Genomic DNA, 16,380 nt, shown 5'->3' on the forward strand with positions numbered 1-16,380 from the left:
CACCCCTTGTCTCAAAATGGTGGACAAAACTGGTCTAATTGATTTGGAGGGCTCGTATATATAGTACTACAAAAGCAGAACTTGTACCAAAGCAATCGAATTATTCAAATAGGGAGGAAAATGAACAATGACTTACAATCGACTGTTTCGCCGGGCTGCGCTCGCGGGAGTGCTTGCTTTGCCCATTTTGACGACCGGCTGCGGATTATTCTCACAGCCTGCCAGTGAATCGATCGATCCACCGCAAAACAGCACTCAAAACGTGGACGCCGACATTAATCCCGGACAAACTGTAACCGAGGGCGATCAATCGCAGATGACGCTGTACCTGAAGGACCGCAACGGCTTGCTGGCACCGGTCACGGTATTGGCAACGCTCGGCCCGGATGAGAAGCTGGGTCAGAAGGCGCTTGAGATGATGGTGGAAGGCGGCGCGTACGAAAGCGAAATTCCGGATGGTTTCGAAGCAGTGCTGCCGAAAGGGACAACTGTGAAGGGGCTGAGTCTCGTTCCGGATCAGAAGCTTGCCGTTGTTGACTTCTCCAAATCGTTTACCGATTACAATGTATCGGACGAGCGTAAGATCGTCGAAGCGATTACTTGGACGCTGACAAGCCTAGAAGGCGTGCAGAATGTCGAAATCGATCTAGAGGGGCAGAAGCTGAGCGAAATGCCGCAGGATGGATTGCCGATCGACGATCAGTTGACTCGCGCGGTGGGTATTAACCTTGAAGCAGCCGATAATGTGGACTACAGCCAATCGACGCCGGTTACGATCTACTTCTCCGCAATAACACCGGATAACGTGCAATACTATGTCCCTGTAACAAGACTCGTGACGCGCTCGAACAACAAAGCGAAAACAGCAATCGAGCAGTTAATCAGCGGCCCGCTTAACGATCTGCCTCTGAAGGCCGTTATGACGCCGGATGTACTGGTCAAGAATGTCACGAAGAAGAATGATGTCGTGACCGTCGAGCTGCAGGATGACAGCTACCAGCAAGGTCAGCAAGAGCCGGCCGAAATGCTGCAGGCCGTCGTACTCGCTCTGACCGAGAATACGGGAATGAGTAAGGTTCAGATCAAGCTCAATGGCAAAACAGACTTCGTGGATACGAACAACCAGACCTACAGCGAGCCGGTCAGCCGACCTGAGCATGTGAACGCCTTTAAATCGTAATCAAGCTGCTTGATTAGAAGACCTGCCGTGATGCGCCAATGGCGTGCGCGGCAGGTCTTTTTGTTTTGAAGCGGGAGTATGCCTGGGGATCTACATGGGAGCGAAGTAGGAGGGGGCGGCGGATGAAGCGTACCAGGAGGTCTACATGGGAGCGAAATCGGCGAAGTGAGCTTATGTAGCGTACCAGGAGGTCTACATGGGAGCGAATTCGGCGAAATGAGCCAAAGTAGCGTACCAGGAGGTCTACATGGGAGCGAGATGTGTAGCACTACGAACTACACATGCGGCGTCATCGCCGAATTCTCGCAGATGTGTGGCACTACGAACTACACATGCGGCGTCATCGCCGAATTCTCGCAGATGTGTGGCATACGAACCACACATGCGGCGTCATCGCCTTATTTCCGCAGATGTGTAGCTCTACGAGCCACACATCTTGGGCAAGTATACAACATTTACAAATTGGGTATTATAATAAAAATAGTACCTTGACAGTCAAGGTAGTGTGCTGTATGATGTGAATATGAGAGGTGATCAAATGAGCGAGAACAAAATTACATCAGATCTCCTGCGGGGACATACAGATACGATGATTTTACGGCTCTTGTCCGAATCGGATCGTTATGGGTACGAAATCGTCAAGCTGATTGCCGAGCGTTCAGGCGGCGAATATGAATTGAAAGAAGCGACGATGTACTCCAGTGTCCGGAGGCTTGAGACGGACGGCGATATCGAGTGGTACTGGGGCGATGAATCGCAAGGTGGAAGACGCAAATATTTTCGAATTACCGAGAAGGGTAAAGACACCTACGTTCACAACAAAAGCAATTGGCAGTATGCGCAGCGCGTACTAGAAAACTTATTATAAGGAGAGATGATCTATGAATTCGAAATTAACGAGCTACCTAAACGGTGTATTTACACCCTATGAAGGCGTGAAGAGCGTCGGTGAATTAAAGGCTGATCTGCACGCTGATCTACAAGAACGGTATAACGAGCTTAGAGCAGAAGGGAAAGACGAAGAAACGGCATACAAGTTGACGATTGAGAGCATTGGCGACATCGAGCAAACGATTCTGGAAGTTTCCAACCTCTCCCGCTCGCTCGAACGGCAGCTGCTGACGAACTTTAGCGCGAGCAATCTGGTTGACAGCGATTTTGCAGGCGTTACGGCGCGTAAAGGACAATTTAATGCCAGCGCGTTACGCGGCTCCGACTTTGCAGGAGCAGACTTGACCGGCAGCACGTTTAAGAGCAGCGACGTACGCGAAGCTAATTTTGACGGCGCGAATCTAACCGACTGCAACTTCTCTACGCTTGACCTTACGAATGCAAGCTTCAATAAGTCGATTCTTGTACGAACCAACTTCAGCAAGTCCGGACTGGACGGCGTCAAATTCACCGGAGTTAGAATGATCGATGTCACGTTATCGATGGCCGATCTCAGGAAAACAGTTTTTGAAGGCTGCGTATTTGATGGGGTTGATTTCAAGTACACGGATATGAGCAGGATGCGTTTTGACGGGCAAACGTTTATCGGTGTTAAGTTTGACAAAGGGGCATTAACGGAAACGTCCTTCAGAGGTGCTACATTCAAAAATGTTTCATTCCAGCCGGGGTTTGTTCTCACGAATAAGTACTATAAAATGATCAAAACCATCTGCTTTGACGGTGCAACGATGGATAAGCTAACCTTCGCTGCGCTCAAAGGAATGGGAGCCGATTTGTCCAAAGTTTCGGTTAACTAAGGAGGGGAATTGGATGCAAAACCATGCCATCCAGGTAAAGGGACTGCAGAAATCTTATAAGCAGCTTCAAGTTCTGAAAGGCGTTGATTTCGCGGTGGAGAAGGGCAGTATCTTTGCGCTGCTCGGTTCCAACGGCGCAGGCAAAACAACAGTTGTCAAAATCCTCACTACGCTGCTTAAACAAGACAGCGGGACCGCCACCATAAACGGCCACGATGTTGGCTCCAAACCTGACCATGTGCGGCAGGCAATCAGTCTAACCGGGCAATTCGCAGCGGTAGACGAAATATTGACCGGAAGAGAAAACATAATTATGATCGCCAAGCTAAGGTACCTCCCGAATCCGCGTCAGGTAGCGGAAGATTTGCTCAAGCGCTTCGGCTTAACGGAGGCAGCCGACCGCAAAGTGTCCACGTATTCGGGCGGCATGCGCCGCAGACTTGACATTTCCTTGAGCCTTGTGGGGAAACCTCAAATCATCTTTCTTGACGAGCCGACTACGGGGCTTGACCCTGAGGCGCGCATCGAGGTTTGGAAAATTGTGAAGGATCTTGCAAACAGCGGAACTACTGTATTCCTCACTACGCAGTATTTGGAGGAAGCGGAACAGCTTGCTGATCAAATCGCCATTTTGCATGAAGGTAAAATTATCGCCAGCGGAACGCTAGCGGAGCTGAAGAGACTGTTCCCGTCGGCGAAAGTGGAGTACGTGGAGAAACAGCCCTCATTGGAAGAGATCTTTCTGAACATTATCGGTAATAAGGAGGGAGCATAAATGGAAACGGTAAAGAAACATTTCTTCAGCGATCTGAGCGTGATGCTGGGACGCTCCATGCGCCATATTTCTCGCAGTTTGGACACCATCATATCCGTCACGATCACACCGATTGCACTCATGCTGTTATTCGTCTACGTGTTTGGCGGTGCGATTCAAACCGGAGCCGATAATTATGTCAATTACCTGCTGCCCGGCATTCTGCTCATCGCGATTGCAAGCGGGATAGCCTACACGTCTTACCGCCTGTTTATTGATGTACAGCGAGGTATATTCGAGCGGTTTCACTCCATGCCGATTTCGCGTTCTACTCTGCTTTGGGGTCATGTTTTAACTTCGTTGGTATCCAACGCCATATCGCTTGTAGTCATCGTCCTCGTAGCATTAATCATGGGCTTTCGTTCCTCGGCCGGGATACTCGACTGGCTTGCCGTAGCCGGCATACTAGCACTGTTTACGCTAGCCTTAACTTGGGTCGCAGCCATTGCCGGACTATCCGCTAAATCGGTAGATGGTGCCAGCGCCTTCTCCTACCCGATCATCTTCCTGCCATTCATCAGTTCCGCATTCGTGCCGACAGAAACGATGCCCAAAGCCGTTCGCGTGTTTGCCGAGAACCAACCCGTAACCTCGATCGTATCGGCCATTCGCGCTTTGTTATCCGGACAGCCGGTAGGGAATGACATCTGGACCGCGCTTGCATGGTGCGTTGGCATTCTGCTCGTCGCCTACTTCTTTGCGATGAAGGTGTATAGAAGCCGGTTTTAAATCGGTTGAATCACAATCATCTGATGAACATAAGCTGCCGGCACCTACCGGCAGCTTATTCTGTTTTGTGAACTCATTCTGTATGCCTCCGGATGATCTGTTCCGGGGACGGGTGCTTTTCGAGCGCCATTTTGGTAAAATGGGTTAGATTGCGCTTGCGCCAAGAGATGGCACATGAAATTGCTGCAGAAAGATGGAGGCTATACATAATGAGAATAGATGGACGTCAGGCAAACGAGCTGCGGCCGGTTACAATTACGATGAATCCTAATAAATATGCTGAGGGCTCCGTGCTGATTGAATTCGGCGATACGAAAGTGCTCTGCACGGCTTCGATCGAAGAACGCGTTCCGCCATTCATGAAAGGACAAGGCAAAGGGTGGATCAACGCGGAATATTCCATGCTGCCCCGCGCCACACAAGTCCGAAATCAACGTGAATCGGCTAGAGGGAAGCTGACGGGCCGCACGATGGAAATCCAGCGTTTGATCGGCCGCGCACTGCGTTCGGTTGTCGATTTACATGCGCTTGGTGAGCGTACGATTACGCTGGATTGCGATGTTCTTCAAGCAGATGGCGGTACACGTACAACGTCGATCACAGGGGCGTTCGTAGCTCTGGCGCTGGCTGTACATAAGATAAACAGCAATCATGAGTTTGCCAAATACCCGCTGACCGATTATCTTGCATCGGTTAGTGTGGGCGTGATCGGCGATCGCACGCTGCTTGACCTTAATTATGAAGAGGATTCCAAAGCAAAGGTAGACATGAATGTGGTCATGACCGGAGCGGGTAAATTCGTCGAAGTGCAAGGAACAGGCGAGGAGTCCCCGTTCTCGCGTGAGGAGTTGAACGAGCTTCTGGCTAGCGCTGAAGAAGGGATCGCGAGCTTGATTGCCAAACAGCGTGATGCGCTTGGTTTAATGGGCAGTCGGATCGGAAATCCCAAAGCATGAAGCAGGGCGATACAGTAGTCGTAGCGACCAGAAATGCCGGTAAGGTGCGTGAGTTTGCTCATGCTTTCGGCAAGCTTGGCATGCAGGTCGTCAGCATGTTCGATTACCCGAATCTGCCGGATGTGGTAGAGGACGGAGCGACGTTCGCGGAGAATGCACGCAAGAAAGCGAAGACGGTTGCCGAAGCGCTGGGACTGCCCGTGCTTGCCGACGATTCCGGTCTTCAAGTAGCGCGGCTTGGCGGTGAACCCGGTGTATACTCCGCACGGTATTCCGGCGAAGGTGCGACAGATGCTCGCAATAACGAGAAGCTCTTGCGGGAGCTGGCTCGCATCACAGCCGATGATTCGAGACTTGAGCGGCTTGCGGATGGAACGACGCTGCTAAGCGAAGCGAATTTCATTTGCACGTTGGCCTTATATGATCCGGCCACAGAGACCTTTATTGAAAGTGAAGGCTTGGTTAACGGATCTATTATGGACCGTCCCAGAGGGAATGGCGGCTTTGGGTATGATCCATTGTTTTATTTGAAATCGCAATCCAAAGGCATGGCGGAGCTGACGACAGAAGAGAAGCAGGCAATCAGCCACCGCGGCACTGCACTCGCTGAACTGCTGAAGAAGATTGCAGCAGTGAGCGAATAGCAGCGGCGAGACCTATCATTCACGGCTTAAAGAGTTCGCAAATTTGCGAACTCTTTTTTTTTATTGGCTTTTATCAGGTAAGAGGTAAATTATCTTTCTTTGCAGAATAACTGATTAAACTTCTGAGGCGTGTACGGGAACCTTATTCACGGTTAAAGGGGGATCGGGTTATGTCCATTCAAGAAGAGCTGCCTCCGGCAGTATCCCGGAGCATTGAACAGCTGGAGCGTCATTATTTTGTAGGCAGAAAACACGAGATCCGATTATTCCGCAGAAGATTGAAGGAGAGATCGCCGAAAGGCCGCATTTTGAATGTCCACGGAACAGGCGGCGCGGGCAAAAGCTTCCTTCTCGCTGAATATCGCCGGCTTGCTGAACGAGCAGATGCCAGGTTCGTCCTTATGGACTGCCGCACGATGCCGCGAAACCCCGGTGAATTCTGTCTCTACCTGCACCGTCTGATCGAGCCGAGTTCACGGAAAGCGCGCCGACGTTCGACGGATCCGAGTCTGCAGAAGGACAACTGCATGAAGGCGATCAGGGAGGCGGCGGCCAAGCAGAAGCTGATTCTCGCATTCGACACCTTCGAGGAGATCGGCGAGCTGGAACATTGGATGCGCGAATTTATCGCCGGTACGGATCCGGCGGTGCTCGTTATTATTTCCGGTCGATTCCCATTACGCGGTGAGTGGCAGTCTTCACCGGCTTGGAATCAATTGATTGAAAGGCTTCCGATCACAGAGCTGAATTACGAAGACATTCGCAACTACCTCAAACGGTTAGATCATGAGCTGCAGGAAGAGGCGATTCATTACATCTGGTCCATGTCGAAGGGGCATCCGTTGACGCTTTCCCTGCTTGCATCTGCTCTTCATTCGAGTCGGCAGCAGCAGACGAATTTTGTGGATGAGGATGTTTTCGACCAGGTTGTAGATATTTGGCTCAAGGAAGTGCCGGATTCCCCGATGAGGGAGCTGGTTGAAGCCGTAGCGGTGCTGCGTCATTTCAATCAGGATCTGATTACGTTCGCACTGCAGCGTGAGGTGTCGGCTTCGCAGTTTAAAGCCTTAATAAATTACTCCTTCGTGCAGCGATCGGGGCATGGCTGGCTGCTCCATGATTTGCTTCGTGATGCCATACATAGACAGATGCGACTGCGCGCTCCCGATTATTGCGACAGGCTCTGGAAGAGATGCATTCGCTACTACTATCAAACACTTAAGCGATCCAACGATCCTCTAACAAGGGAAACCGAAGATTGGTTTTATTACCTCGGCGATCAGCTCATCCGATCGTTGTTCTACCATCAGCCTTCTTCTTATAGTTTGGAAGAGCTGAGCCCTGCCAATTGGACAGATGCAGTAACTTATATGGAGAATCGCTATATCACGGCCAAGACGACCAAGATATCGCTCCTGCATCCGGAAACCCGAGAGAAGACGGAGTTTCTGCTCACCAAGCAGCACAGTCTTTACGGACTCAAGCATATTCATTTGGAAGAACTGTATCAGCTTGACCCTTCTATCGTGAAGCTTGTTCGCAAAGCTAACGGTACAATAATCGGCTTGACCGCTATCGTTCCAATCAACTCGCAAACCCTCGATTATTTATGTACCAAGCCGCTTTCAGCCGCATTTTTCTCCGGACTTCCCGAGAGTTCTCTTCGCAAATTAAGAGTCGAATCCCCATTCATGGCAGGCTACTTCGTCAAGACGCTGGATGCTTATGATTACGCTGATCCTGTCATGATGCAAGCCTCAGGACTTATTCTCATCAATCATTTAATCTCATCGGGTTATGTAGTGGCATCACCGCCTCCACTGCCGATTTCCAGGGCGATCTTCGAGAGCTTGGGCTGCGAGCGAGATACGGAGCCGGTCATCCATCATGATTATGATGAGGATGCGCCTGCACCGGTGTTTGTTGTCGACTTGCGAGGACATAAACGGCAGGCCTACTTAGATCGCATGGCCGCATTATCCGGCATTTCAGATCGATCGACGGAAGAAACGATTGATGTAAACCTGCTGACGAGCCGGGAGAAGGAAGTGCTGTCTCTGCTTATGGACGGCCGATCTAATCTTGAAATAGCAGCGAAGCTGTACCTCAGCGAGACGACGGTGAAGAAACATCTCTCCCATATTTACGAGAAGCTTGAGGTCAGGAACCGTAAACAGCTGATGAGCAAGGCGGGCCGTATGATTTCCACTTAGAGGTTGCCGCTGTTGCCGCATATACTACCTTCGGACAATATCCTTCCACTTACAATCCCATATAAAATGATGGTGAATATGGCATTTATTTTATGGATGGTTCGGGGAGGGAATGGAATGAAGAAGAAGAAACTCGTGGCGCTGCTGGCAGCCACAGCGATGTTTTCTGCAGCAGGAGGCGCATACGCCACAACGAATGTGACCACGATCAAAGCGGTGCTGAACGGGGATCTGAAGTTTTCGAAGGATGGTGGAAACTGGCGGCCGACAGATGAGAATGGAAACCAAGCGCTGCCCATTACATACAAGGGCACTACGTATTTGCCTCTTCGTGTGCTGGCGAACAGCTTCCAGCTTCCCGTTAAGTATGATCCGAAATCCAAAACGATCCAAATCGGATCATCTGTTCCGGGTTTGACGTTCTATTCCTCGCAGGTCAAGACGCAGCATGATGGCGCGGAGTTCATTGATGTGATCGACAAGAATCAGCTCGTATTCGGCGGCCAAACGTATAAAGGTGCATTTGCATTCCGAAGCAGCTATAGTCCGAGCTTTAATGTGAAGATGGATTTTGGTTCGATGTACAATAAACTGCATTTGATGCTGGTCGGCAAAGATGATCTGACGGTCAGAGTTTATAACAGCAAGAAGCAGCAGCTCACAGAAGATATCCATCTTGTGAAGGACCAGGTTACGGAAGTGGATATTGATTTGCAAGGCAGCGATGGCATCATGGTCTACGGCTTCGGAGGCAATGTTAATCAGATCATTGGACCCTTCATATACATCTTAAAAGACAGCTATGTGTCCAACGGCAAATAGCGTGCAGTGGGATGAGGAGTGGTGGATGTGATGGTATTTCGGTTTTCTTTTGGCAAGAGGCTGGCTTTCTTGATTTTGTCTGTGATGCTTGTGTTTGTTGTGATTCCTCCTTCTCGTGCACATGCAACTGTGAAGGTGCTTGCGTTTGAACTCGAGACAAGTGGATTGCCCTATTTGCTCGCTGGAGAAAAGGTGTTTTTTAGTTTCGGTGATGACCGGGCGCTCGGTACCAGTCTGGAATATGCCAAAATTTCTTACTCAGCGGACAACGGGCTGAATTGGAAACCTGTTCTGGATCTGGACGTAGATGACCCCGGATTCGGGACGTATGGCACCTTTAGCTTGCCGGAGGAACCAGGTCTTACTTCGGCTCAAATCATGTTAGAAACGTATTACTCTCCGCTGATCGGCTCGAACAGTTACAACCGAGACATATTAGGTCCCTTTAAGATCAGGCAGGCTGGCGGGATTAGCGATTTCACAGCGATTTCGCATACGAATGGTTCTGTTACCTTGTCCTGGTCGGATAACACAAACATGGAGTCGTATTATCAGATCAAACGCGTCGGAGGAAAAGGGAAGGAGAAAATCTTCTATGTCCGCGATACGATGGATCGTACCGGCAACTTGACGTATGTGGATAAAGAGACGAGCTCGGATACGGTGTATGTCTATTCCGTTCTGCCGGTCATCGACCAATTCGAGCTTCCCGATTTCTTGAAGCCCGGCGATAAAAGCCTTATTGTGAAAACAAAAAAATTCACGGTGGGGTTGCTCCTGGATGACGACTTAATTACAGGCTCACTCAACCCGAACATTAAACTTCCTGACATTACTATAGGAGGAGGCGGAACGACGACACCGACGCCGCCGGCGATACCTGCTGACCCGGGACCGCCAGTAACGCCGACTTCGCCTCCGACAGAAGAGATGCTGGAGAAACTCGCGTCAGGTGCCAGCGAGTGGGCGAAACACGATGTGAAAGATGCGATTAAGCTCAATTTGACAACGGACGCCGTGTTAAGTCGGTACAAGGATCCGATTACGCGCGAGGAATTCGCAAGCATTGCCGTGAAGCTGTACGAATCCTTGAGCGGTAAGAAAGCGGACCCGATTAGCCCGAATCCGTTCACCGATACGACGAACGAGGATGTGCTGAAGGCGAACAAAATGGGCATCGTATTTGGCTCGACGTTAACGGAGTTCTCGCCGCATGCGACGATTACGAGGCAGGAAATGTGCGTGATGCTCCTTAGGGCGATTAAAGCGGCTAAACCCTCCGGCAAATACGATACCAGTGTCAAAACGACATTCGCAGACGAGGGCAAAATTGCAGCCTGGGCCAAAAACTCCGTGCACTTCGCAGCTAATGCAGGCGTTATGGGAGGCGTAGGCGGCGGGCGCATCGATCCCCTTGGCAAGACAACAAGGGAGCAGGCGATTATCTTAATCAGGCGCGCGTATTTGGCGTTTAGTAAGAGCTGATTGTCGGATACATCAGGTCAGGTGATGATAGACCGTCTATTACCGAGTTTCGGTAAGGGCGGTCTATTGGCATGTCCAATAGGAAGAGCATAATGAAAGGCTGTCTCAAAAGTCGAATTGCAACCTTTGGAGACAGCCTCATATTTAGATGATTAGCGAATGACCACTTTGTATTCCCTCAGCCACATATCTAATTGCAGCAGGTAAGCGAACAGCTGCGGTCCGGACATTAACTGACCGAACCATGGCAAGTTGCTGCTTGCTGCTTCGGATTCGGCAAGCTCGCGGATCTTCTTCACATTAATGAGCTGCAGCAGCGGGGAGGTGCCTTCATGAATGATCTCCAGTACCTGCTTGCGCACCGCATTGAGGTAGTTCGGGTTATGCGTTTTCGGATAAGGACTTTTCTTCCGATAGAGCACATCATGAGGCAATACGCCTTCCAGCGCCATGCGGAGAATCCCTTTCTCCCGGTCTCCCGCAGTTTTGATCTCCCATGGAATGTTGTATACATACTCCACGAGTCTGTGATCGCAATAGGGGACGCGTACCTCAAGGCCAACTGCCATACTCATCCGGTCTTTACGGTCAAGTAATGTCGGCATGAACCTTGTAATGTTCAAATACGACATCTGACGCATTTTGCGAGCTGCGGCATCTTCGCCGGCTAGATGAGGCACCTCGGCAATCGCATCCGAATAACGGTCTCCAAGATATTCTAGCGGCCTAATCCAAGCAGCGACGTCCTGCGAGAGCAGATCGGCACGCATGCCTGCTGCAAGCGACCAAGGGAACGTGCCGGCATTCAGCGCTTCTTCGCGGTGGAACCATGGATAACCGCCGAAGATTTCATCCGCCGCTTCACCGGATATCGCAACGGTCGCTTCCTTCTTGATTTCGCGGCAGAAGAGCAGCAGGGACGAGTCGACATCCGCCATCCCCGGCATATCACGGGCGTGCATGGCTTCACGCAATGACGCAACAAGCTCAGGCGTATCAAAAACCATCGAATGATGAATCGTGCCCAGATGATTGGTCATCCGTTCGATCCAAGGCGCATCGGCATTCGGCTGGAACGCATGGGCTTTAAAATGTTTATCGTTATCTACGTAATCGACGGAGAAGGTATGAACGACACCTTGCCCCGTTTCATTGTAGTAATTAACCGCAAGTGATGTAAGTGCACTGGAGTCCAATCCGCCTGAGAGCAGCGTACACAGCGGTACATCGGAGACCAGCTGACGTTCCACCGTATCTTTGAGCAGATCACCGACTGTTTTGGCCGTCTCCTGCACCGTTTCGGTATGAGGCTTGCTTTCTAATTTCCAATAAGTACGGACACTTAACCCGGAGCGGTTATAGATGGCGCAGTGTCCCGGCAGCAGCTCACCGAGATCCCGGTAAACGCCGACCCCCGGCGTACGCGCAGGTCCGACGATGAAGATTTCGGCCAAACCTTCCGGTCCAACCTCCGGTTTGACGGAAGGATGTGCGAGCAGCGCCTTCGGCTCCGATCCGAATACGAATCGTCCAAGCTGTTTCGCATAGAAGAACGGTTTGACACCAAGTCTGTCTCTGGCGATGAACAGCTGCTGTTCCTTGGAATCCCATAAGGCAAAAGCAAAGATACCGTTAAACTTCTCTACGCATGATGGGCCCCATTCCATGTAGGCAACGAGCAATACCTCCGTGTCGCAAGTTGTTGTAAACCGTCTGCCCCGGCTTTCGAGCTCGCGCTTCAGCTCCGGTGCATTATACAGCTCTCCGTTATAAACAAGAACATACGCATCGTCATCAGACGTACGAACCATCGGTTGCGCACCGTTCGCAGGATCGATAACGGATAGTCTCCGGTGGCCTAGCGCACAATGCGGCGAGATCCAGGTTCCCGATGCATCCGGGCCGCGGTTAGCCAGCGTTCCGGTCATTTTCTCGAGGGTAACGGATTGTTTAGTCAGGTCATCGGTCCAGTCGATCCAGCCCGTGAATCCACACATGGTGCTCATTCCTTTCTCTTAGAGCTTCAAACAGCGATACTATGATGGTTATGCGAAAAATATGGATAAAATGTCTGTCCGTGGGGGGATGCTAGAGCAATGAAGGAGGGTGCTTTCGATATGGTCAATGATCACGATGAGTCATTTTACGCACGCAAACCTTATTATGTGTCCGTACAGGCAGGCTCAATATTAGAGGATCCAGAAGCAACTGCGTTTGAGTTTGCCATCACCGCAAATGAAGAAGAATTAAACCGTTTGCAAGAGTTGTTTGAAGAATATGCGACTATGGATGAAGCGCAAGTCGGTGAATATGCCGCCACGCCGTTTAGTTCGGCGAGTGATAAGCAAATGAATGCAGGTGTCGATGAGATTCTTCTCGATGTCTACCGGCTATTATATGAGCTGGGCACGGCAGAGACGAAGAATCATATTGCCACGATGGGGTTGTTTCCAGAGGGGAGTCTGAGATGATCGTGACGGATGCACGCGTTAGACGCGCGGTGAGAAGCGAAGGGAATCCCAGCTGTGAAGTTGAAGTTCATACCGATGACGCGGGCACGCCTGAACTGCTCGCTTATTTTGGAGCTTCGCGAGATAACGATTACGATATGATCGCGGTCGTGAAGAACGATGCCAAGACGGAAATCGATTGGTACGACAACAATATGCATAACGCCTTTACCAACGTCACGGACGAGTTGTTCGACACGCCGACGATGAAGACGGATTGGGGGGAGCGGGAGTCGTTCAAGGAACAGGTGCTGTCGTTCCCGGGGATTCGAGCGGAAATCGGAAGATTAGTGGACTGGTCTTAATGCTGCTGCGCTGTAAAATGCTGCCTCTTTCACATGTACCCATGGTACAATGTAAGCATAATTGACAAACCATATCATGTAGTCCAAGTGAGTGAGGGAGGCGAGGCAGCCTTATGGGAACCACCTTGGTACGAAATGCAACCATTGTCACCATGAATAAACAGGACGAAATTATAGTTGGCGATGTACTGTTCAAAGACGATGTCATTGTCGCTGTAGGCGGTCAGATTACGAGCGGCTATGATGCTGCCGCGACGACGGTCGTTGAAGCCAAAGGAAGGCTGCTGCTGCCGGGTTTCGTACAAACGCATATTCATTTGTGTCAGACGTTATTTCGCGGCCGTGCAGACGATATGGCGCTCATGGACTGGCTTCGGACGAGGGTTTGGCCGCTTGAAGCGGCGCATGACGAGGAATCGGTTTATTACTCCGCGATGCTTGGCATCGGAGAATTATTGCGCAGCGGCACAACGACGATACTCGATATGGAGACGGTGAGCCATACCGATTTTGCTTTCCAGGCTATCGCAAGCAGCGGAATTCGTGCGATCTCGGGTAAAGTGATGATGGATGCAGGCGGTGATGTGCCGCTTGGTTTGCAGGAAGATACGAAACGTTCGGTTGAAGAGAGCACGGCACTGCTCGAGAAATGGCATGGCTATGACAATGGCCGAATCGGATACGCCTACTGCCCGCGTTTCGTTGTCTCCTGTTCGGAAGAGCTGCTGAAAGAGGTGCGGGATTTATCGTTCCACTATCAGGTGCTCGTCCACACGCATGCGGCAGAGAATCGCGAAGAAATCGAGTTGGTTATGCGCCAGCGCGGTATGCGCAACATCGTGTATTTGGATCATATCGGGCTGACTTCGCCGCGACTTGTCCTTGCACATTGTATTTGGCTGGACGATGAGGAGAAGGATATTCTCAGACGCACCGGAACGAAAATGACCCATTGCCCAGGCTCCAATCTTAAGCTGTCATCCGGGATCGCCCCGGTACCTGAACTATTGGAGCAGGGGATTGGCATGGGGATTGGTGCCGATGGCGCACCTTGCAACAATACGCTGGATATGTTTCAGGAGATGCGCTTAACGGCGCTGCTGCATAAGGTGCGTTGCGGCCCTGAGTCTATGAATGCACGAACGGTGCTGCGTATGGCAACAATGGGCGGGGCCGAGGCGCTTGGACTTGATCATCTGATCGGCAGTATTGAACCAGGCAAGAAAGCAGATCTCGTGCTGCTGGATTTGAATGATTATCATACCTTTCCATCCTATGATGCGGACCCGTATTCACGAATCGTCTATGCGGCTTCAAGGGGCAACGTGTCCGATGTGTGGGTGGACGGCAAGATGGTTGTGGAGCGTGGCAAAGTAAGAACAATCGATAAACGAACGGTGCTCCGCGAAGCGGACCGATCCATAGCGCGACTGTTGAAACGAATTTGAGCGAAGTAAAGGCCGACCACTGAGTTAACTCGAGAGAGATAACTTAGCGGTCGGCCTTTGTTTGTAGTGATATCGCTTATCCGTTCACAATCTCCCCGCCATTCACGTGGAGAACTTGTCCGCTCATGTACGAGGAGTCCTCGCAAGCGAGATAGACGTAGGCAGGTGCGAGCTCTTCAGGTTGTCCCGCACGTTTCATGGGTGTGTCGGAACCGAACTTGGCAACGGTCTTCTCATCGAACGTCGATGGAATGAGCGGCGTCCATATTGGCCCCGGTGCTACGGCGTTAACGCGAATGCCTTGAGCTGCGAGATTCATCGCGAGGGAGCGAGTGAAAGCAACCTGAGCTCCTTTGGTGGAGGAGTAGTCCAGCAAATTCGCGCTGCCATGATAAGCCGTGATCGAAGTTGTGTTAATGATGGTCGCGCCTTGGGATAGATGCGGCAAAGCGGCTTGAGTCAGATAGAACATGCCGAAAACATTGGTTTTGAACGTTCGTTCAAGCTGTTGCGGCGTAATGAGCTCCAGCGAATCCTTCGGGTGTTGTTCTGCGGCATTGTTCACGACAATATCAAGGGCTCCCAATTGCGAGGTCGTATCATAGATGACCTTCTTGCAAAACTCGGGATCCCCGATATCACCGGCGATGGCCAAGCATTTCCGACCTAATCCTTGGATTAATCGTTGTATTTCAGTGGCGTCGCCGTCTTCGTCCAAATAGACAATCGAAATATCTGCGCCTTCCTTGGCATACATGAGCGCGACGGCTCGGCCGATCCCGCTGTCTCCTCCGGTAATTACGGCAACCTTACCCGATAGTTTACCTGCCGCCTTATAGGCGGGTGCTTCAAACTGCGGGCGAGGGGTCATCTCGCTTTCAAGCCCGGGCTGTCGATTCTGATGCTGCGGCGGGAATGACGTTGGTCTTTGTGAAGCTTGCTGGTTGGATGTCATATCGTATAAACCACTCCTTTCCAAGGAGTAGTCTGCGTCATTACAGCAGCGTTGATTCGGCTTTCTGCTTGCCTGCCGAGACATCCAGCAAGTAATCGGTGAATTGATGCAGCTGATGCAGCAGCACACCGTTCTGCTGATCCAGCAGTTTAACCGCGTTTCCGCTGACAAGGCCTTCGCGGGATAACATCGCCGTTTGCTTCAAGTACAGCGCGCCGCCATCTGGGAAGACGCCGAATGTGCCGAGTGGAAGCTGGATGTTGAGGATGCTAATCGCTTTGAGCAGCTCCATCTCATGTTCTTTCGACGTTTGAGAAGCCAGCACGGCGAACGATTGGAAGAGATACACGCCTTCCTGATTCAGCTCCTGCAAGCCCGGCAGGAAGCTCATCTCTAAGTCGATGGTTGCTTCGCGTTCACCGATCTCGGTAAAACGGATGATGAGGGACGTGTAAGGCGCTTCATCCGTGGGTTCCATTAATTGGGAAGCGATATCAATATTCTCGTAGAAACGAAGCGTTCTCTTCAAGTAATCGATACTGATCACGTCTTCTTGCAAGGACATGCGGTT

The 16,380-nt window shown here is 51.0% G+C and carries 16 protein-coding genes; 13 read left to right on the plus strand and 3 right to left on the minus strand.

Features of this window, described 5'->3' with window-relative positions; translation table 11 throughout:
* The first annotated feature begins 127 nt into the window (after positions 1–127).
* From AC0YNS_RS06310 to AC0YNS_RS06355, 10 genes are all read left to right on the plus strand, one after another.
* Positions 128–1,180, plus strand: coding sequence for a GerMN domain-containing protein (locus AC0YNS_RS06310; protein ID WP_475780193.1), 1,053 nt, complete (start codon positions 128–130; stop codon positions 1,178–1,180).
* A gap of 538 nt (positions 1,181–1,718) precedes the next feature.
* Positions 1,719–2,048, plus strand: a complete 330-nt coding sequence (locus AC0YNS_RS06315) for a PadR family transcriptional regulator (RefSeq protein ID WP_475780194.1) — start codon at positions 1,719–1,721, stop codon at positions 2,046–2,048.
* A 13-nt stretch (positions 2,049–2,061) separates the two neighbouring features.
* Positions 2,062–2,928, plus strand: coding sequence for a pentapeptide repeat-containing protein (locus AC0YNS_RS06320; protein ID WP_475780195.1), 867 nt, complete (start codon positions 2,062–2,064; stop codon positions 2,926–2,928).
* 13 nt (positions 2,929–2,941) lie between these two features.
* Positions 2,942–3,703 (plus strand): ABC transporter ATP-binding protein, encoded by a 762-nt coding sequence (locus tag AC0YNS_RS06325; protein WP_475780196.1) that lies wholly within the window; start codon positions 2,942–2,944, stop codon positions 3,701–3,703.
* On the plus strand, positions 3,704–4,471 hold the full coding sequence (locus tag AC0YNS_RS06330) for an ABC transporter permease (RefSeq protein ID WP_475780197.1): 768 nt from the start codon (positions 3,704–3,706) through the stop codon (positions 4,469–4,471).
* 209 nt (positions 4,472–4,680) lie between these two features.
* The gene (rph, locus tag AC0YNS_RS06335) at positions 4,681–5,427 is read left to right on the plus strand and encodes a ribonuclease PH (RefSeq protein WP_475780198.1); all 747 of its coding nucleotides are present in this window, start codon (positions 4,681–4,683) and stop codon (positions 5,425–5,427) included.
* Positions 5,424–6,071, plus strand: a complete 648-nt coding sequence (locus AC0YNS_RS06340; RefSeq protein ID WP_475780199.1) for an XTP/dITP diphosphatase — start codon at positions 5,424–5,426, stop codon at positions 6,069–6,071. Before rph ends, AC0YNS_RS06340 begins: the two co-directional genes overlap by 4 nt.
* Before the next feature lie 170 nt (positions 6,072–6,241).
* A complete protein-coding gene (locus tag AC0YNS_RS06345) occupies positions 6,242–8,284 on the plus strand; it encodes a LuxR C-terminal-related transcriptional regulator (RefSeq protein WP_475780200.1) in 2,043 nt (680 codons plus the stop codon).
* 117 nt (positions 8,285–8,401) lie between these two features.
* Positions 8,402–9,106 (plus strand): stalk domain-containing protein, encoded by a 705-nt coding sequence (locus AC0YNS_RS06350; protein WP_475780201.1) that lies wholly within the window; start codon positions 8,402–8,404, stop codon positions 9,104–9,106.
* 30 nt (positions 9,107–9,136) lie between these two features.
* Positions 9,137–10,591, plus strand: a complete 1,455-nt coding sequence (locus AC0YNS_RS06355) for an S-layer homology domain-containing protein (protein WP_475780989.1) — start codon at positions 9,137–9,139, stop codon at positions 10,589–10,591.
* Positions 10,592–10,743: 152 nt separating this feature from the next.
* Here AC0YNS_RS06355 and asnB read toward each other — a convergent pair whose 3' ends face one another.
* Entirely contained in the window at positions 10,744–12,588 is a 1,845-nt protein-coding gene (gene asnB / locus AC0YNS_RS06360) for an asparagine synthase (glutamine-hydrolyzing) (protein WP_475780990.1), read from the minus strand.
* Between the two features lie 99 nt (positions 12,589–12,687).
* Between asnB and AC0YNS_RS06365 the strand changes: the two genes are divergently transcribed.
* From AC0YNS_RS06365 to AC0YNS_RS06375, 3 genes are all read left to right on the plus strand, one after another.
* Entirely contained in the window at positions 12,688–13,062 is a 375-nt protein-coding gene (locus AC0YNS_RS06365) for a hypothetical protein (protein ID WP_475780202.1), read from the plus strand.
* On the plus strand, positions 13,059–13,406 hold the full coding sequence (locus AC0YNS_RS06370; protein ID WP_475780203.1) for a hypothetical protein: 348 nt from the start codon (positions 13,059–13,061) through the stop codon (positions 13,404–13,406). The genes AC0YNS_RS06365 and AC0YNS_RS06370 overlap by 4 nt, the downstream gene beginning before the upstream one ends.
* Before the next feature lie 113 nt (positions 13,407–13,519).
* The gene (locus tag AC0YNS_RS06375) at positions 13,520–14,854 is read left to right on the plus strand and encodes a 5'-deoxyadenosine deaminase (RefSeq protein WP_475780204.1); all 1,335 of its coding nucleotides are present in this window, start codon (positions 13,520–13,522) and stop codon (positions 14,852–14,854) included.
* Positions 14,855–14,930: 76 nt separating this feature from the next.
* Here the strand turns inward: AC0YNS_RS06375 and AC0YNS_RS06380 are convergent, their stop codons facing one another.
* Both AC0YNS_RS06380 and AC0YNS_RS06385 read right to left on the minus strand, forming a co-directional pair.
* Complete coding sequence (locus AC0YNS_RS06380; protein ID WP_475780205.1) at positions 14,931–15,809, minus strand: SDR family oxidoreductase; 879 nt, start codon at positions 15,807–15,809, stop codon at positions 14,931–14,933.
* A gap of 40 nt (positions 15,810–15,849) precedes the next feature.
* Positions 15,850–16,374, minus strand: a complete 525-nt coding sequence (locus tag AC0YNS_RS06385; protein WP_475780206.1) for a hypothetical protein — start codon at positions 16,372–16,374, stop codon at positions 15,850–15,852.
* Between the last annotated feature and the right edge of the window lie 6 nt (positions 16,375–16,380).

The sequence above is a fragment of the Paenibacillus sp. J22FR21 genome (genome assembly GCF_056269135.1).